The sequence below is a fragment of the Novosphingobium pentaromativorans US6-1 genome (assembly GCF_000767465.1).
GTDB lineage: Bacteria > Pseudomonadota > Alphaproteobacteria > Sphingomonadales > Sphingomonadaceae > Novosphingobium > Novosphingobium pentaromativorans.
Genome location: NZ_CP009291.1, coordinates 3,552,676 through 3,568,988, shown reverse-complemented (window position 1 = coordinate 3,568,988; position 16,313 = coordinate 3,552,676). Strand labels below are relative to the sequence as shown.

At 60.8% G+C, this 16,313-nt stretch carries 12 protein-coding genes; 11 read left to right on the top strand and 1 reads right to left on the bottom strand.

Annotation, left to right across the window (positions count from 1 at the left end; translation table 11 throughout):
• The first annotated feature begins 183 nt into the window (after positions 1-183).
• The 9 genes from JI59_RS16780 to JI59_RS16735 all read left to right on the top strand — a co-directional run bounded on the left by JI59_RS16780 (position 184) and on the right by JI59_RS16735 (position 11,826).
• A complete protein-coding gene (locus tag JI59_RS16780; protein ID WP_007011474.1) occupies positions 184-384 on the top strand; it encodes a hypothetical protein in 201 nt (66 codons plus the stop codon).
• A gap of 75 nt (positions 385-459) precedes the next feature.
• On the top strand, positions 460-705 hold the full coding sequence (locus tag JI59_RS16775) for a hypothetical protein (protein WP_007011475.1): 246 nt from the start codon (positions 460-462) through the stop codon (positions 703-705).
• Positions 706-734: 29 nt separating this feature from the next.
• A complete protein-coding gene (locus tag JI59_RS16770; RefSeq protein WP_007011476.1) occupies positions 735-1,661 on the top strand; it encodes an NAD-dependent epimerase/dehydratase family protein in 927 nt (308 codons plus the stop codon).
• A gap of 25 nt (positions 1,662-1,686) precedes the next feature.
• Entirely contained in the window at positions 1,687-2,850 is a 1,164-nt protein-coding gene (locus JI59_RS16765; protein WP_007011477.1) for an epoxide hydrolase family protein, read from the top strand.
• A gap of 38 nt (positions 2,851-2,888) precedes the next feature.
• On the top strand, positions 2,889-4,037 hold the full coding sequence (locus tag JI59_RS16760; RefSeq protein ID WP_138921260.1) for a sulfotransferase family protein: 1,149 nt from the start codon (positions 2,889-2,891) through the stop codon (positions 4,035-4,037).
• A 34-nt stretch (positions 4,038-4,071) separates the two neighbouring features.
• On the top strand, positions 4,072-5,142 hold the full coding sequence (locus JI59_RS16755) for a hypothetical protein (protein WP_007011479.1): 1,071 nt from the start codon (positions 4,072-4,074) through the stop codon (positions 5,140-5,142).
• Between the two features lie 443 nt (positions 5,143-5,585).
• The gene (locus JI59_RS16745; RefSeq protein ID WP_160289737.1) at positions 5,586-7,046 is read left to right on the top strand and encodes an NAD(P)-binding protein; all 1,461 of its coding nucleotides are present in this window, start codon (positions 5,586-5,588) and stop codon (positions 7,044-7,046) included.
• A 405-nt stretch (positions 7,047-7,451) separates the two neighbouring features.
• On the top strand, positions 7,452-8,684 hold the full coding sequence (locus tag JI59_RS16740) for an amidohydrolase family protein (protein WP_052117909.1): 1,233 nt from the start codon (positions 7,452-7,454) through the stop codon (positions 8,682-8,684).
• Positions 8,685-9,288: 604 nt separating this feature from the next.
• Complete coding sequence (locus JI59_RS16735) at positions 9,289-11,826, top strand: TonB-dependent receptor (RefSeq protein ID WP_007011483.1); 2,538 nt, start codon at positions 9,289-9,291, stop codon at positions 11,824-11,826.
• A 332-nt stretch (positions 11,827-12,158) separates the two neighbouring features.
• Here the strand turns inward: JI59_RS16735 and JI59_RS16730 are convergent, their stop codons facing one another.
• Entirely contained in the window at positions 12,159-13,079 is a 921-nt protein-coding gene (locus JI59_RS16730; protein ID WP_038576417.1) for a LysR family transcriptional regulator, read from the bottom strand.
• A gap of 88 nt (positions 13,080-13,167) precedes the next feature.
• Between JI59_RS16730 and JI59_RS16725 the strand changes: the two genes are divergently transcribed.
• Together JI59_RS16725 and JI59_RS16720 are read left to right on the top strand one after the other, a co-directional pair.
• A complete protein-coding gene (locus JI59_RS16725; protein ID WP_007011485.1) occupies positions 13,168-15,552 on the top strand; it encodes an arylsulfatase in 2,385 nt (794 codons plus the stop codon).
• A 189-nt stretch (positions 15,553-15,741) separates the two neighbouring features.
• The gene (locus JI59_RS16720) at positions 15,742-16,194 is read left to right on the top strand and encodes a tRNA (cytidine(34)-2'-O)-methyltransferase (protein ID WP_038577755.1); all 453 of its coding nucleotides are present in this window, start codon (positions 15,742-15,744) and stop codon (positions 16,192-16,194) included.
• Positions 16,195-16,313 lie beyond the last annotated feature (119 nt).

The window sequence follows — 16,313 nt, the reverse complement described above, 5'->3', positions numbered from 1 at the left end:
ACGGGCAGGCCTAATCCGTAACCTACCATTTGGGTATCGTGCAGCCTCTATCGACAGCCTAGACCATTGATCGCTGCGCGAATCATCGCGAGTCCGGAGAGGAAAGAATGACGCTTTCAACGGTCCATTCCCATGCCGAGCATTCCCCTTTACGCAAAGCGTCGGGCACAATGCGTTCGAGCATTGCCAGCGGTAGCCACGGCCCTGCTGATCGAGACGACGGAGTGGGCCAAGTCCGTAGCCAGCGTATTCGATGATTATCGCGGCATCGCGCTGGCCATCACGCTGCCAGGAACCAGGCCGGCATCGTGCGGCGCACCTCTTGCGTCACCCCTGCTCGCATCCGCCCCGCGCGGCGAGGCCGTGGGATGGTGCGCGGCCTGAGTGCTGTTTGGGATCGATCGGGCCGGGATCATCCACGCGTAGCCTGGGCCGATCCTCGCTGCGGCGCCCCCGGAAGTGCCGATCATCAACCGGGGCGGTCACGAGGCGGTTCCGGCACAGGACATGTGCGCGCTTTTCGGTGAGATCCTTGGCCTCACCCCCGAGGTCACCGCCAACTATCCCGAACGCAGCCAGAAGCGCGTCGAGGCCGACAACAAGCGGCGCATGGCGATCACCAATCCCTGCAAGGTCCACTGGCGCGACGGCCTGGGCGAAATGGCCGAGGCACACAGGGCCCGCGAAATGTCCGGCGCAGGCTGATCGGCAATGCGGGAAAGAAGGCCATAGCAATGATCCGGAATGAGAAAATTCTAGTCACGGGCGCGTCGGGAGAGGTCGCGCGCCCGCTCATCGCCTATCTGGCTGGTGATAACGAGGTCTGGGGCGCGGCGCGCTTTTCCAAACCGGGCAGCGAAGAGGAAGTACGGGCGCTGGGCGCGCGACCGGTGACGGTCGATGTGGCGAGCGGCGATCTGTCGATGCTTCCCGACGATTTCACTTATGTCCTGCATCTCGCCTATTATCGCGGCGGCAAGGATGATTTCGACGGTGCCGTGCGGGTCAACGGCGAAGGCACCGGCCATGTGCTGCATCATTGCCGCAAGGCCAGAGCCGCGCTGGTCATGTCATCAGGTGCGATTTATTCCGCCGTCGAGGATCCCTTTGAGTTCCCGAAGGAAGACAGTCCGATCGGCAGCGCCTTCACGCCGTGGTCGCCCACCAGCGGTCCAGGCAAGATCGCGCAGGAGGCGGTCGCCCGATTTTGCGCCAGCGCCTATGACCTGCCGGTCATCATCACGCGGCTGAATACGATCTACGGCGACGGGACGATGTTCCTGCCGATGATCAACATGGCGATGATCATGGCGGGCAAGGAAGTGCCCGCGCGGTGGGACCCGATGCCCCACCTGCCCATCCACACCGACGATCTGTGCGGCCAGCTGGAAGCCATGCTGAACGCCGCCTCGTCTCCTGCGACTATCGTCAACTGGGGCGGCGATGAAATCGTGACACAGCAGGAATGGTGCGCGATGGTGGGCAAATGGTCGGGCATGGACGTGAAGATTGTCACCAACCCCGTACCCAACACGACGCGGACCGGCGGGTCGGATCAGACCCGTCGCCGCGCCATCACCGGGCCTTCCAGGGTGAAGTTCGCCGATGCGTTCCGGGCACTTTTCGAAAAGCGCTACGGCCAAGCCACAAGCAATTCCTGAGCCGGCCAACAAGAGGAAAAGCACAATGACCACACCGCAAGTGACACCGTTCAAGGCGCATGTTTCCGACGATGTCATCAACGATCTGAAGCTCCGCCTGGCCCGGACGCGCTGGCCCGACGAGCCGGAGGATGCCGGCTGGGACTATGGCACCAACCTCGCCTATCTGAAGGAACTTTGCGATTACTGGCAGGACGGGTTCGACTGGCGAAAGGCCGAGGCCCGGTTCAACGCCTTCCCTCAGTTCATGACCGAAATCGACGGGCAGAATGTGCATTTCTATCACATCCGCTCGCCCGAACCGGACGCTACTGCGATGATCATCACGCACGGTTATCCCGGTTCGGTGGCCGAGTTCCTCGACATTTTCGGCCCGCTGACCGACCCGCGCGCGCACGGCGGCAATCCAAAGGATGCCTTCCACATCGTGGCTCCCTCGATCCCCGGCTATGGCTTTTCGGGGCCAACGAAGGGCAAGGGCTTTTCCACGCGCCAAGCGGCGCGGATCAACGTGCGCCTGATGGAGATGCTCGGCTATGACCGTTACATCGCCCAGGGCGGTGACTGGGGGGCGGGCATTTCAGGGCTTGTCGCGACCTATGTGCCCGACCGGCTGATCGGACTTCACCTCAATCTCATGGTCGGTGCACCGGCAGACCCCGCGAACCCCGCGGACGGCCTGACCGAGGACGATCTGGCCTATCTGAAATGGAAGGCCGCATATGAAGAGAACGAGAGCGGCTATCAGGTGATCCAGCGCACCAAGCCTCAGTCGCTCGCCTATGGCCTCAACGATTCCCCTGCGGGCCTTGCGGCCTGGATCGTCGAGAAATTCAAGACCTGGAGCGATTGCGGCGAGGACATCGAAAGTTCCTACACCAAGGACCAGCTTCTCGAAAACATCATGCTCTACTGGGTCACGCAGACCATCAACTCTGCGATGCGGCTCTATTACGAATCGCTCGGACCTGGCCGTCTGGTCAACGATATCCGTTCGATCTCCGTCCCGGTCGGCCATGCCCGTTTCCCGGCGGAGATCCGCCGCACGCCCCGTAAATGGGCCGAGACGATCTGCAGCAATATCGTCCGCTGGGAGGAACAGCCGCGCGGCGGCCATTTTGCCGCATTGGAAGCACCCGACCTGTTCATCGACGAGATCCGAGCCTTCGCGCGGCAATTGCGCGCTTGAGCGTATCAGGATGCAATCGGTCGAGAGGAAGGCTGCCAATGGCGACCCGCTTCAAATTTCCCAGCCCACAGCGAATGATGGCCGATGCCCGGTCCAGCGCCAACCTTTCCGATTTTGGCGATGAAGGGTTTCTGGTGGGCCTGAATCGCTTTATCGAAGCAATCGAGAACGAGCTGGAAGCGCCCGAGGCGATCGTGAAGCCGATGGTCGCCCAGATCCACACGCGCCTGGTCAACCTGCTGGAAATGCAGGAATGGTCCCGCACCCATCCCGAAGTCGGGCAGACCTCGATCGAATCCGCCGTTTCGATCACCGGATTGCCGCGCACCGGTACCACTGCCCTCGCCAACATCCTGTCGCTCGATGAAGACTTCCGTTCGCTGCGAAGCTGGGAACAGTCCAAGCCGGTCCCGCCGCCTGTACTCGGCGACGAGGAAAACGATCCCCGCCGGGTCGCCCTCAAGGCCAGATACGAAGCGATGGCCCGTGAAAATCCGCAGATGATGGCGATGCATCTGTGGGACGCGGATGCGGGGACGGAGGATGTCGAGGTGCTCTCGACCTGTTTCATGTCTCAGAACTTCATTCTGCCGATCCCGGAATACCATGCGTGGTGGCGCAACGCCGATCTTGGCCCGACCTTCGCGTTCCATCGCCGATTCATGGAACTGCTCCAGTCCCGCCGCCCACCGGGGCGCTGGCTGTTCAAGGCGCCGGCGCATTGCTTTCACCTCGACGCCCTATTCTCTGCCTATCCAGAAGCGAGGATCGTCTGGACCCATCGCGATCCGGCCAAGGCGGTGCCGTCCGCAATCAGCTTCGTGACGGCGCTCATGCCAAAGGGACTGGAAATCGACATATCTGACATCGGGCGGCGGCGGGCCGAACATCTGCGTGAAGGAATGGAACGTGCACTCGCCTCGCGGGAACGTATCGGCGAGGATCGCTTCTTCGATCTTCACCACCATGACTTCATTGCAGACCCGCTGGGTTCGATCGAGCGGATCTACGACTTTCTCGGCTTCGAATTGCGGCCCGAAGCCAGGCGGAAAATGGAAGACTGGTACGCCGCGAACCGATCCGGCGCGCATGGCACCCACAGCTACACGCCTGAGCAGTTTGGCCTTACCGCCGAACAGATCCGCAAGGATTTCGCCTTCTACACCGACCGCTTCGGAATCGAGTGATGATTGCAATACGGGACCAAAGAGGAAACGGACGATGACCTTGCGCGTGATCCATTGCGGCAGCGGCCAACTCGGCAAGCGCGCCCTCAAGGGAATCTGCAATCATCCCGAGCTTGAGCTGGTAGGCCAGTTCGTCTGGTCGAAAGACAAGGTCGGGATCGATTGCGGTGTGCTTGCCGGTCTCGACCCGATTGGCATTACAGCGACCGACAATTGGGACGAACTCCATGCGCTGGGCGCGGATTGCCTATGCGATTTCGGCCGCTCCATGCCGGGCGAGCACGATCGCTGGCTCGCCCACAGTCTGCCGTTGTTGGAGCGCGGGACGAACATCGTCAATTTCTCGGCGTTCGAATTCGCCCACCCGCCTACCGCCCCCAAGGACACGCGGGCAAAGATCGAAACGGCCTGCAAAGCCGGCAATTCGAGCTTCTTCTTCACCGGCATCGACCCGGGATGGGCGACTACCGATCTCGCGCTGGCCGCGTTGGCCGCCGCGGACCGGATCGACTGCGTAAGGGTTTTGGAACTGGGCTATTTCGGCCATTACTCCTCGCAAACCCTGCGCGACATATTCGGCTTTGGCATTGAACCGGGGGTCACGCCAGGCATGCTGCGCGACGGCAAGCTGAAGGCGCTATGGGCACCCACCCTTTACCAGATCGCCGACGCCCTCGGCGTGGAAATCGACGATTGGCAAACCTTCTTCGAGGTAGAAACCCTCGACGAGGATATCGAGGCCGGAATCGGCACCGTGAAGGCAGGCACCGCTGTCGTCCTCCACTTCGAGCTACGGGCGATGTCAGGCGGCGCACCTATCGCCATCGTGGAGCACGTGGATTCGATATGGCGCGGGGCCGGCGCGAAATGGAAGGCGCCTTACGCGCCGGTTGATCTGGTTTACCGCATCGAGGTCGAGGGTAGCCCCTCCTTCTCGATGGAGTTCGCCTTTCCGCCCGACAATGGCGAGCCGTCAGCCTGCCCGGCGATGCCAGCTGTCAACGCGATACCCGCGCTCTGCCGCTCCCCAGCGGGCCTCCTCGGCCCGCTTGATATCCCGCGCTACTGGAGCCGGAACGTAAGGCCTTCGGCACGCAAGAAATAGAACCGAAAGGCGCGCAGCCTGAAGCGCCGACCCTTGCAGCCCTGCGCGTCGACCAGCCTGGTCCAATGGTCGTCGCCCATACCGTCGGAGCGCCATTTCTCATGGTCGCCACCCCCACGAACGGCAGGAACAGACAACTCAGCGACGACCTGCAGGCATCTTGCGAAAGCGACTTTCTGACCGCCCCAAACAGCGCGATCACAACGGAAGTCGACGGTTCCTTCGCGGGCGTGGTCGGTCGACAGGACTTGCGGCAGGCACGCACATCATCGCCATACATATGGCTGGCATCGCACGTTCCATGACGTGCCGGCATGAAATTTGACTCTGCCTCGCGCCAAATATGTATATTGAGCTAATATACAAACGAGTGCTGCACTTGCGCGGCCGCATCGGCTCTATCGAGCATGCGACATGAAGCAGTCGGAATTGGGAGTATGCGCATGAAGGCCGAAAGCATCCTCATCATCGGCGGCAGTATTGCCGGGCTGGCTTGTGCGCTGGCTCTCAAAGGCAAGGGGTTCGACGTCACGATCCTGGAAAGGGATCCCGCGCCCTCTCCCGACATCACGCCTGCGACGTCGCACCGGTGGAAACGCAACGGTACGCCCCATGCGGTTCAGCCCCATACGCTGATCGCCAGCATCCGCAATCTGCTGCGCGACCGCTATCCGGACTTGCTGCAGGAACTGATCGACGCAGGCGTCGGCGAGCACCATTTTGAAGACGGATTCCACAAGGAAATCGCAGGAAAGTACCGCCCCGTCTCCGAAGATGCCGAAATCACGACCCTGATGTCGCGCCGCACGACCCTCGAACTCGTACTAAGGCGCTACGTAGAGCGTCAGGCAATTGCCCAACTGATCGTCGGGGCCAAGGTGCGGTCTTTGCTCACAGAGAAGCAGGACGACGGAACGATCGTCGTGCGCGGCGTGTCGATCAAGGATGGCGAAGGATGCCGCGAGATACGATCGGACGTCGTGATCGACGCATCCGGCCGGGGATCGGGCTTCTTTCAGTCCCTGGTCCAGGCCGGTGCCGATATCCGGGAAGAGTACTATGCGTCCAACGTGGCGTATTTCACGCGCAGCTACAAACTCGCGGACGGAACTACCCTGCCCAAGGCACTCATCCGCGTCAGCCAGACACCGCACATGACCATGTCCCTCATGTCAGGCGACAACGGCACCGCAACCGTGACGCTTGCTGCCTTCAAGGATGATCCTCTGCTTTATGGACACCTTGGCGATACAGAAGTTTTCGACGCCGTCATCGCCAGTGTTCCCAATATCGCCGAGTGGATCAATCCGACCCATTTCCTGCCGACGACGGGGGTCAATCGCTGGGCAAACATGGACGCCACCTGGCGCCACAGCGTCAGCGACGGTTCGCCAAGACTGCTCGGGTTCTTTTTCGCCGGTGATACGGCGTTGAGGTCGAATCCCAAATTCGGTCGCGGATGTGCCTGCGCCCTGATCGGATCGCACATCCTTGCGGATATCCTGGTTGAACAGGACTCTCCCCGAGAACGGGCCATCCGCTATGAAGCCGGACTGAAGCAGGCGTTTCGTGCCGAGTGGGAATTCCTGCTGACAACCGACAGGAATGACTATGAGGCTTTTCGCGCATCGGTTGGATTGAAGCCGAAATCCTGGCGCGATCGTTTGAGGTACATCATTGGCCGACAGGTCAACCGGGCGATGCAGATCGATCCCGAAGTCCGTCGCGCGATCGTCTATGCCGGCAATGGCATCACTGACCTTACAGCCTGGCTGAAGGGACCGCGGATCTGGCTCCGCATTCTCCGCAGCGCCTTTGCCGGCCCCATCGAGCGCAGGGTCATTGCCAGACATGAAACCTGCGTGGATCGCCGTGCGATCGCCCAGATGATACAGACAGTCTAGCCCCGAATATCCGGCGGTTGCCCTGGCAGGTTGAAGCGCGCCGCGCCGGGAAGGTCAGTCGGTCTTGCGGCAGAATTCCTCGGTCGTTGTGGAGGAACACCCTTCCCTGCTTCTCGCCTTGCCCCACCGGCGTTGCAGCGGATCGCCCCCGCCGAACCTCCCATGAGACCCGATGCCAAGCGGAAAAAGTCATGCCTGGCACAGCCGAATTCATGGCGCGCCAGAGTGCATCCGCGCAGACCTGAAACAGTTACCTCTATTATATCGAGATATTTTCAGGTTGAGTCGTCGCGCTCGCGCCGGGAATTCATCGAGCGCACCCCGAAACGAATTTGACGAAGGTCAAAGTCGTTCGAAGGGGCGTAGATCATGGTGGCTTTGCAGAGCAAGAACGGATCTCGAACCATGACAACGGATACACTCGAACGCCCAGGCGAAGGCCGCACGCAAAAACCCGATTACCAGATCTGGGATATCGATCACCATTATTACGAGCCGCCGGAAGCCTTCCTGCGCCATCTTCCCAAGAAGTTCGAACACGATTTCATGTACATAACCCTGCCAAACGGGCACACCAAGCTCGCTCTGGACGGCAAGATCTCATACATGTACCCCAATCCGCTATTTTCAGTGATTTCGGCACCGGGCTCGCATGAAGAGTTCATGCGCCACAACAATCCCGACGGGCTGAGCCTGAAGGAAATGGCGGGCGAGCCCATGAGGATCATCCCGGCCATGCGCAATGGCGCAGCTCATCTGGAGAAGATGGACGAACTGGGCATTCACGCCGCGATGATCTTCCCAACGCTCGCCGCCGTGATCGAGGAGCGGGTAGGCCATCGCCCCGATCTGGTCGGCGCACTCTATCACTCGCTCAACTTGTGGGTCGCCGAGGAATATGGCTTTGGCAACGGCAGGCAATTCCCGGTAGGCGCGGTCACGCTCGGCGATCCCGACGCGGCCGTTGCCGAGTTGGAGTTCCTTATCAAGGCCGGTTGCAATGCCGTGCAAATTCGCCCCGCGCCGGTGCCGGGAACCAATGGTACGCGCTCCCCGGGTGCGCCCGAATTCGACCCCTTCTGGGCGCGGGCCGCGGAAGCACGGGTGCTCATCACCAACCATGCCGGCGATTCGGGCTATGACCGCTTCTACCGCTGGTGGATCGGCGACAAGCGAGACGAATTCCTGCCCTTCGAACGGTTCGCGGACCCAACCCAGTTGTGTCTCGACATGCTTGGCCGGGCCGCTGCGGACATGATCACCTTCATGGTCGGCCACGGCGTGTTCGATCGGCATCCCAGCTTGCACGTTGCCTGCGTCGAAAGCGGTTCATCCTGGGTGAAACCGATGTTGGACCGGTTGGCAGATGCCTATGGCCGCATGCCCAAGGGATTCAGGAAGGATCCGGTCGAAGCGGTTCGCCGGCACGTCACCGTTATGCCCTTCTACGAGGATTCGGCACGCGATCTGGTCGATCTGATCGGCGTGGACCGGGTCGCCTTCGGCAGCGACTGGCCGCACGCGGAAGCCATTCGCGTTCCGCTCAATTACTACAACGATATCGCGAACCTGACGCCCCAGGAGCAGAAGATGGTGATGTGCGACAACACCAGAAACCTGCTTCACGGTCACTGGTAGCAAAAAGAAAGGGCTTCATCCCGGACTTCGGCGCGCCTTCGGTCGAACGTCATTCCCGGGCTTCCCCGCCACTGTTCCTTGTAGCGGGGAAGCCTGTCCGATGGTCATTGTGCGCCAGCCGGCCAGGTTGATCCCTGCCTCCAAGAGGAGGAGCAGGAGGTGAAATATAACCTGTTGCATAAACGCCTTCTTACGGCCACTGTTTCCTGGCGATCTTCAGGGAAACCTGGCGGCAACCGGCCGACGGGAGAATGTCTCCTGCCCCTGCATGCCATCCATAAAGAATGCCGCGCTCACAGGCCTTGAGGGCAAAGTGCTGACAATCAATCCTGACCCAATGGCATCTTTACGGATCAATCGCTTGAGAAATTCCTAAACAACTAGTTCTATAGTGCGAATCGATTCGATCAGGTGTATAGGACGACCGGACAGAGCCACGGCGGGCCGGAAATTGATGAACGCTTTGCGCTCCTGACGGAGAACAAAGTACCGGCCTTCATTGACATTGGCTCTGCGTTATGATGAACCGAAAAAAACGGAGCAAAAAAGCTCCGAAGCAAGCTCAAACAAAAATGCGCTGCTTATACTTGGGAGGGTGAAGAGTATGGTCAAGCTTGATTGGCGTACGGTTAATTGTCTGAAGATGATGATGGTCGCGACTTCGGCGCTCGTTTCGGTGCCCGCTCTCGCACAGACCGCAGATGAGCAAGGGGCGTCCAGAACAACAAACTTCACCGGCCTGAATGAAATCGTGGTGACAGCGCAGAAGCGCGAACAGAGCCTGCAGGATGTGCCTGTCGCTGTGACGGCTCTCACCAGCGAAGTTCTGGAAGTCAATCGCATCAGCAACGTGGCCGACGTTTCCGGCCTTGCGCCCAGCACGACCATCCGCACCGCCACGGGCGGCACCGGCCTTCCGACGATCACCATTCGCGGCACACCGAGCACGGGCCTCGCGCCCGGATCCGACAAGCAGGCCGCGATCTATCTGGACGGCGTCTACCTTTCATCACCGCGTGGTTCGATCTTCGAACTACCTGACATCGCTCGGATCGAAGTTCTGCGCGGTCCGCAAGGCACGCTTTTCGGCCGCAACGCAACCGTCGGCGCGATCAGTATTTCTACCCGCGATCCCGATGGCGTAGCTGGTGTTACCGCAGGGGCTACATTCGGCAACCAGGACGAGTACCGCTTCCGCGTGACTGCCAACACCCCGCAGATGGGGCCCTTCAGCGCCTATTTCAGCTACCTTCATCAGGAACGCCGCGGCGATATCCGCAACCTTGCTACGCCGAGAGTGTGGGATCGCTCGGCAGCCCTGGTCGGCCGCATGGCGACCAAGGACAAAACGGCTGAATGGCTTGGCAGCAAAAATGTCGATTCCTATTTCGCCGCGGTGAAATTCGAAACCGGCGATTTCAAGGCCGTTTACAAATATGACAGGTCGGACTCGTCAGGCACCCCCGAAGGAAATGCCCTGATCGGCGTAAACGCGTCTTCACCGCTGGTAGGACCTTTTGTTGCTGCCCTGGTGGCCAATGGCGGTCCGGGCGGAACCCCCATTCCGACATCCCCAGACAACGGCAAACGGCCTGACGGTGTTTACAATGCCTTTTCCATTCCGACCGATCAGTACAATTTCGGGCATAGTATAACCGCGTCGTATCAGGCTTCGGATTCCCTGAGCTTCAAGGCCATCCTTGGCTATCGCGAGCAATATATCTTCGCGGCAAGCGCGATCGACGGCTTCTCATCGGTCGCATTTCCAAGCCAGGCGCTGCTGCCCTATGCCCAGTTCGCGGGTATCAGCCTGCTTGCGTCCCAAGGCGTTGACGTGACCAATCCGGCGAACGGAGCGCTGGTTGCCAGCACGATCGGTGCAATCGCCTCTGCGACGGCCCCGAACATTGGACAGCCGTTCATAACCGTTTCGTCGGCTGCGCAGAACCGATCGCGGCAGTGGAGCGGAGAATTCCAGGCAAACTATGTGTCGAGCCTGCTGACCCTCACCGCAGGCGCTGTCTGGTTCAAGGGCAAGGACGACGTGGCTCAGCACTATCTTCAAAACACGCCGTCGTTCCGCTTTTACCCGGACTACGTGATACCGCGGGACAACATCGGCGCGTATTTCAATGAAGCCAAGTCGATTGCGGCCTATGCTCAGGGCGAATTCCATGTGACGCCCGAACTTGACCTCGTCGTGGGCGCTCGCATTACGAGAGACGACAAGTCCGGCACCTTTACCTTCGGCGCAAATGAATCCTCGCTTCAGACTGCAGCATTCGACTATAAGGACACTCAATTCAATTACTTGCTGGGTGTGAACTACAATCCCAGCAACGACCTTCTGCTCTATGCCAAGTACTCAACCGGTTATGTTTCGGGCGGCGCAATCGCCAGCATCCCGTTCAAGCCGGAGAAGGTCAAGGCGGCGGAAGCCGGGGTCAAGGCCGAATGGCTCAATCGCAAGGTTCGCACCAACCTGGCCCTTTGGTATTCGGATCAGTCCGACGTTCAGGCTGCGGCCAGCGCCAACACCGTCCGTCCCTTGTTCCTCCTGCTGGCAGGTGCAAACAACCCGGTCGTGCCGTTTGTCAGCCTGTTCCAGCTGAATACGGGCGACAAGGAAGCCTATGGCGCCGAACTCGAGCTCGACATCGCGCCAACCCGCGGTTTGACGCTGGGAGGAAGCGCTTCCTATACGCACGTCAATGTTTCCAACGTGCCCAGCGCCCTGCAGGCCGCCAACAACAACAACTACGATGGCCGGGTGTTCGTGCCGAAGTGGACTGCAAGCGGTTATGCCCAATACGACACCGAGCCGCTGTTCGGTGACGCTTATCTGTCCTTCCGTACCGATGCGATCTACACGGACACGACCACGACGGACAATAATCCGGATGCGCCGATGTTCGCCATTGTGCCGGATGCTTATGCAACCGATGCCTACGTCCGCTTCAATGGCCGTGTTGCCCTGCGCAATATCAACTTCGGCAAGATCAACGGCGAGATTGCATTGTGGGGGCGTAACATCTTTGATGTCCAGCGCTTCGACTATGCAGTCAACGTGTCCAACATCGTGGAATCGGCAACCTACATCCCGGCGCGGTCCTATGGCGTGGACCTGACCATGTCGTTCTGATCGAACAGCACTTGATGCACCGAAAGGCGCAGTAATCGAAACGAAAGAAAAGGGCCAACATGCCGGAAGGCGGGTTGGCCCTTTTTTCGATTTTTCACGATCCGCGATCGGGAAATAGCAAACCGGACACCCCGTATCCTTGGCCGCCTTGGTGCTATCGCGATTGGCCGTGGCTCGGGGACGTGCGAGAGCGGAGAAGACGACGACCGGGCGGCAGTCGTATCGGGCCGCAGTCGTATCGGGTCGCCACAACGCGCCAGTCCTTGGCGTGGCTCAACACGATACCGACAGGGATCGTCGATGCACCGCGCCCCGGCCATCGACTTTCTGCGCTAGGTACCGGTACGATCAAGGGAAGCGGTTTCTTCCGCGCCAAGATCGTCCATAGCCATTCGCACCAGATCGCTGACCATTCGCGATACCGGAGAGCGCGTGCGGCCGGCCAGCGTGATGACGCAGATGCCGCTCTTCAGGTTCGAGAACCCTTCCACATCGATCATCTGGAGGCTTCCTGAGGCCAGTTCGGCATGTACGAAGGAGGGCGTCGTTATCCAGCTGCAGTCGGTCGCCTCGACCATCTCGCGCAGAACGTGAAAATTGTCGCATACGAATGTGCCGGCATCGGTCTGATCGCCGGTCAGCCTGACGGGCCTGGCCACTGGATAGGCGGCAAGCGCTTCGGGCGTAACCTTCTCCAACTGCGTCAGCGGATGATCGCGGCGCACCACATGCACAAGATCGAGCGAACCGATCTCCTCAAGTGCCACGCCGTGAACTTCGCTGACCTGCCAGACATTGCCGATGATCATTTCGAGCTTGTTATCGAAAAGGTCCGCCAGAAGCTGATCGGGGCTTTTGACTGCGGTTATGATTTCGAGTTCGGGGCCATGAGCTAACAGCCGCCGCGCGAGATCGGGCAGCAGCAGACTGCCGAGCAGCGGGCCGAGACCGAAGGCGACCCGACCTGCAGCCCCTTCCGTATAAAGCTTCACATTGCGGGAAAACTCATCCGATGCGCGGATCATCGCCCGCGCCTGCTCGACGACGAAGCTGCCGGATGGCGTTAGCGTCACACCGCCCCTGCTGCGGTCGAACAGCCGCAGGCCGTGACGTGCCTCGAAGGCCGCGATGCTGCGACTCAGCGCCGGCTGGGTAATGTTCTGCTGCTCGGCCGCACGGGAGAAGCTGAGCGTATCGGAAACGGCGACGATGTGCCGGAGACGCGTAATGTCCATAACATGCATATAGAGCATGAAACAGCATCTTCATATGCATTGGACGTCATGTTTCTGGAGCCTATCCTCCGCGGGTTCCGGGTGAGAGTAGAGGAGAAGACAGGGCATGGCATTTCGGAAGATCGGGCGCGCGCAGCATGCGTCGAGCGACAGGCGAACCGCACCAGCCTGCAAGCGGCTTCAGTTCGCCCTCGCCGCCCTGGCGCTCGGCACCTGCGCGCCCGCCATGGCGCAGGCCGACCGCACCGTGCTGCCGATCCCGCCTGCGCCATTCACCGGAACGATTGCCGACAATGTGCTCGACGCTGTTGCCGCGCAGCATATGCCTGTCCGTGCCCCGCAAGGCGCGCCCAACGTCTTGCTGTTCATGTCCGACGATGTCGGCTTTGCCATGTCGAGCGCGTTCGGTGGTCCGGTACTCACGCCCAATTTCGAGCGACTGGCCCGCACCGGCGAGCGCTTCAACCGTTTCCACACGACCGGCATCTGCTCACCTAGCCGCGCGGCATTGCTGACCGGGCGCAATCATCACAACGCCGGCGTCGGCTGGCTGAGCGACGTCACCAGCGGTTTTCCGGGCTACACCGGTCGCATTCAGCGCGATACCGCGACGGTCGCGCAGATCCTGCAACTCAACGGCTACAGCACTGCGATGTTCGGCAAACATCACAACGTACCCGCCGAGGACCGCAGTGAAGCCGGTCCCTTCCACGCCTGGCCGACCGGTCTGGGCTTCGAATACTTCTTCGGCTTCCCCTACGGCGACACCGACCAGTATTCCCCCAACCTCTACCGCGGCGTGACCCGCGTCGATCCGGATGAAGGCCAAGGCAAGATGCTGGACGAGCGCCTGACCGACGACCTGATCCGCTGGGTCCACAACCAGAAGGCGGGCGCGCCCGACAAACCCTTCCTTGCCTATCTCGCGCCGGGGTCGACCCACGCGCCGCACCAGGTACCGCCCGAATGGATCGATCGCTTCAAGGGCCGTTTCGACGAGGGCTGGGACAAGATGCGCGTCGAAAGCTGGCGCCGCCAGCTTGCCATGGGAATGATCCCCAAGGGCACCAGGCTAACCCCTCGACCTTCTGAAATTCCGGCCTGGGATTCGCTTACGCCGCGCGAAAGGGCATTCCATGCGCGAACCATGGAAGTCGCCGCGGCCCAGCTTGCCTTTCAGGATGCGCAGCTTGGCCGGGTGCTGGATGAACTGCAGCGCATGGGGGAACTCGACAAGACTCTGGTCGCCGTCGTCCTGGGCGATAACGGAGCCAGCGGCGAAGCCGGACCTCCGGGCGCGAAGAACGAATTGCGCGCGATGGATCGCATTCCCGAACGCAAAGAATGGATACTGTCCAATATGGACAAGCTCGGCGGTCCCGAGACTTACGAGAACTATTCGGTCGGCTGGGCCTGGGCGATGAACGCGCCCTTCCGCTGGGTCAAGCAATACGCGGACATGCTGGGCGGCATCCGCAACGGCATGATCCTGAACTGGCCGGGACACGTGGAACACCCCGGCTCGATCTGCGGACGATTTGCCCACCTCATCGACATCGCTCCCACGGTGCTGGACGCAGCGGGGCTCCCGGTCCCACGGGAAGTACTGGGCACCATGCAGAAGCCGATGAACGGCCAGAGCCTGTTGTCAGACCTGCAAAGCTGCAACGCCGACGCTCAGCGCACCCAGTACTTCGAAATCGGCGGCAAGATCGGCCTCTATCACGACGGTTGGTTCCTCAGCGGCGAGGACGGGCGGACTTCGTGGGAAACTCTGCCCCCGACCGGACTGAGGCCGCAGATGATCTGGACTCTTTACGATCTGTCCCGGGATTTCTCGCAATCGACCGATCTTTCCGCGAAGTATCCGGAGAAGCTGGAGGAGATGAAGGCGCTGTTTCGCGCGGAGGCCGAGAAGAACAATGTCTATCCCCTGGACTATCGCTTCGGAATGGCCCGCGCAATCGGGACAAGATCGTTGGGCGGCGGGCGCAAGCATTTCGACTTCTGGGGCAAGGACGTCTCGATCCCCGCGACGAGCGATCCAATCCTGATGGCGCGTCCCTTCACGCTGTCCGCCGCGCTCCAACTGAATTCCGCGCAGGCTTCGGGCGCCATCGTCGCGCTGGGAAGCTGGTTTGGCGGTTGGAGCCTCTATCTTGATGAGGGTCGCCCAGCTTTCGTCTGGGCGCGTTCCACCGATCCGCAGGAAACCTACAAGGTCGTCTCCGACAAGACGCTTCCCCGGGGCGCCAGCACGCTGACCATGCAGTTCCAGACAAAAATGCCCGGTGGTCCGGCGCAGATCGTTCTTTCCGCAGGTGGACAGGAATATGCCCGCCTTGAAGTGGCGGTGAACTATTTCCATCCAGCCGGAAACGGAGAGACTCTCGACATCGGGCACGATCTTGGCGTTCCGGTAACGCACTACCGCACAGCATACGGTGCGATCGAAGGAGACGTCTCCCACGTTTCTGTCGACTTCCAGTAGTCCGCGGCGGGCGGCGGAACCTTCAGCCGCCCTGTCCGGCCGCCGCGCCTCCCGCGCAGGAGTTTCCCCCCGCTTCGCGGCAAGTCATGTCCGTGCATGATCCTGCGCAAGGCCGGCAAAACCGGATTGGCTGAGGCGACAATCGCACAGCGGGCTTGCATGGCTCGCTTGACGGCGCCAATCAGCCGCATGCGCATTGCTCTTTTCGAACCGGAAATCGCCGGAAACGTCGGCGCCGTCCTGCGTCTTGGTGCCTGCATGGGGGCCGATGTAGACCTGATCGAGCCCATGGGATTCACATGGGACGATCGCCGGGTTCGCCGCGCCGCCATGGACTATATCGATCATGTCAGCGTAACGCGGCATTCCAGCTTCGATGCGTTCAGGGCCACGATCGGTCCGCGAAGGCTGGTCCTGTTCACCACCAAGAGCAGTCATTCGGCCTACGACTTCGAATTCATGGCCGACGACATTCTCCTTTTCGGCAAGGAAAGCGCAGGCGTACCTGCAGAAGTGGCGCAAGTCTGCCATGCACGCGTGCGCATTCCGATGCGCCCCCAGGTGCGCTCGATGAACCTTGCCACGACGACCGCGATCGCGCTTGGCGAAGCCCTGCGCCAGACCGCCTGCCTGCCGTCCTGATCTGCAAGGCTTGGGGTCAGCGAAGCCGGTTCAAAGGCTCGCCGCGTACCTTGGAGGGAACGCGACACGATAGGACGCGCCCCTAACGGCCGTAACGCCGGACCGCGCCTCAACATCGG

Coding starts and splice junctions, on each gene's coding strand:
- JI59_RS16770 (WP_007011476.1), top strand. CDS start 735: ATGATCCGGAATGAGAAAATTCTAGTCACGGGCGCGTCGGGAGAGGTC.
- JI59_RS16765 (WP_007011477.1), top strand. CDS start 1,687: ATGACCACACCGCAAGTGACACCGTTCAAGGCGCATGTTTCCGACGAT.
- JI59_RS16760 (WP_138921260.1), top strand. CDS start 2,889: ATGGCGACCCGCTTCAAATTTCCCAGCCCACAGCGAATGATGGCCGAT.
- JI59_RS16755 (WP_007011479.1), top strand. CDS start 4,072: ATGACCTTGCGCGTGATCCATTGCGGCAGCGGCCAACTCGGCAAGCGC.
- JI59_RS16745 (WP_160289737.1), top strand. CDS start 5,586: ATGAAGGCCGAAAGCATCCTCATCATCGGCGGCAGTATTGCCGGGCTG.
- JI59_RS16740 (WP_052117909.1), top strand. CDS start 7,452: ATGACAACGGATACACTCGAACGCCCAGGCGAAGGCCGCACGCAAAAA.
- JI59_RS16735 (WP_007011483.1), top strand. CDS start 9,289: ATGGTCAAGCTTGATTGGCGTACGGTTAATTGTCTGAAGATGATGATG.
- JI59_RS16730 (WP_038576417.1), bottom strand. CDS start 13,079: ATGCTCTATATGCATGTTATGGACATTACGCGTCTCCGGCACATCGTC.
- JI59_RS16725 (WP_007011485.1), top strand. CDS start 13,168: ATGGCATTTCGGAAGATCGGGCGCGCGCAGCATGCGTCGAGCGACAGG.
- JI59_RS16720 (WP_038577755.1), top strand. CDS start 15,742: ATGCGCATTGCTCTTTTCGAACCGGAAATCGCCGGAAACGTCGGCGCC.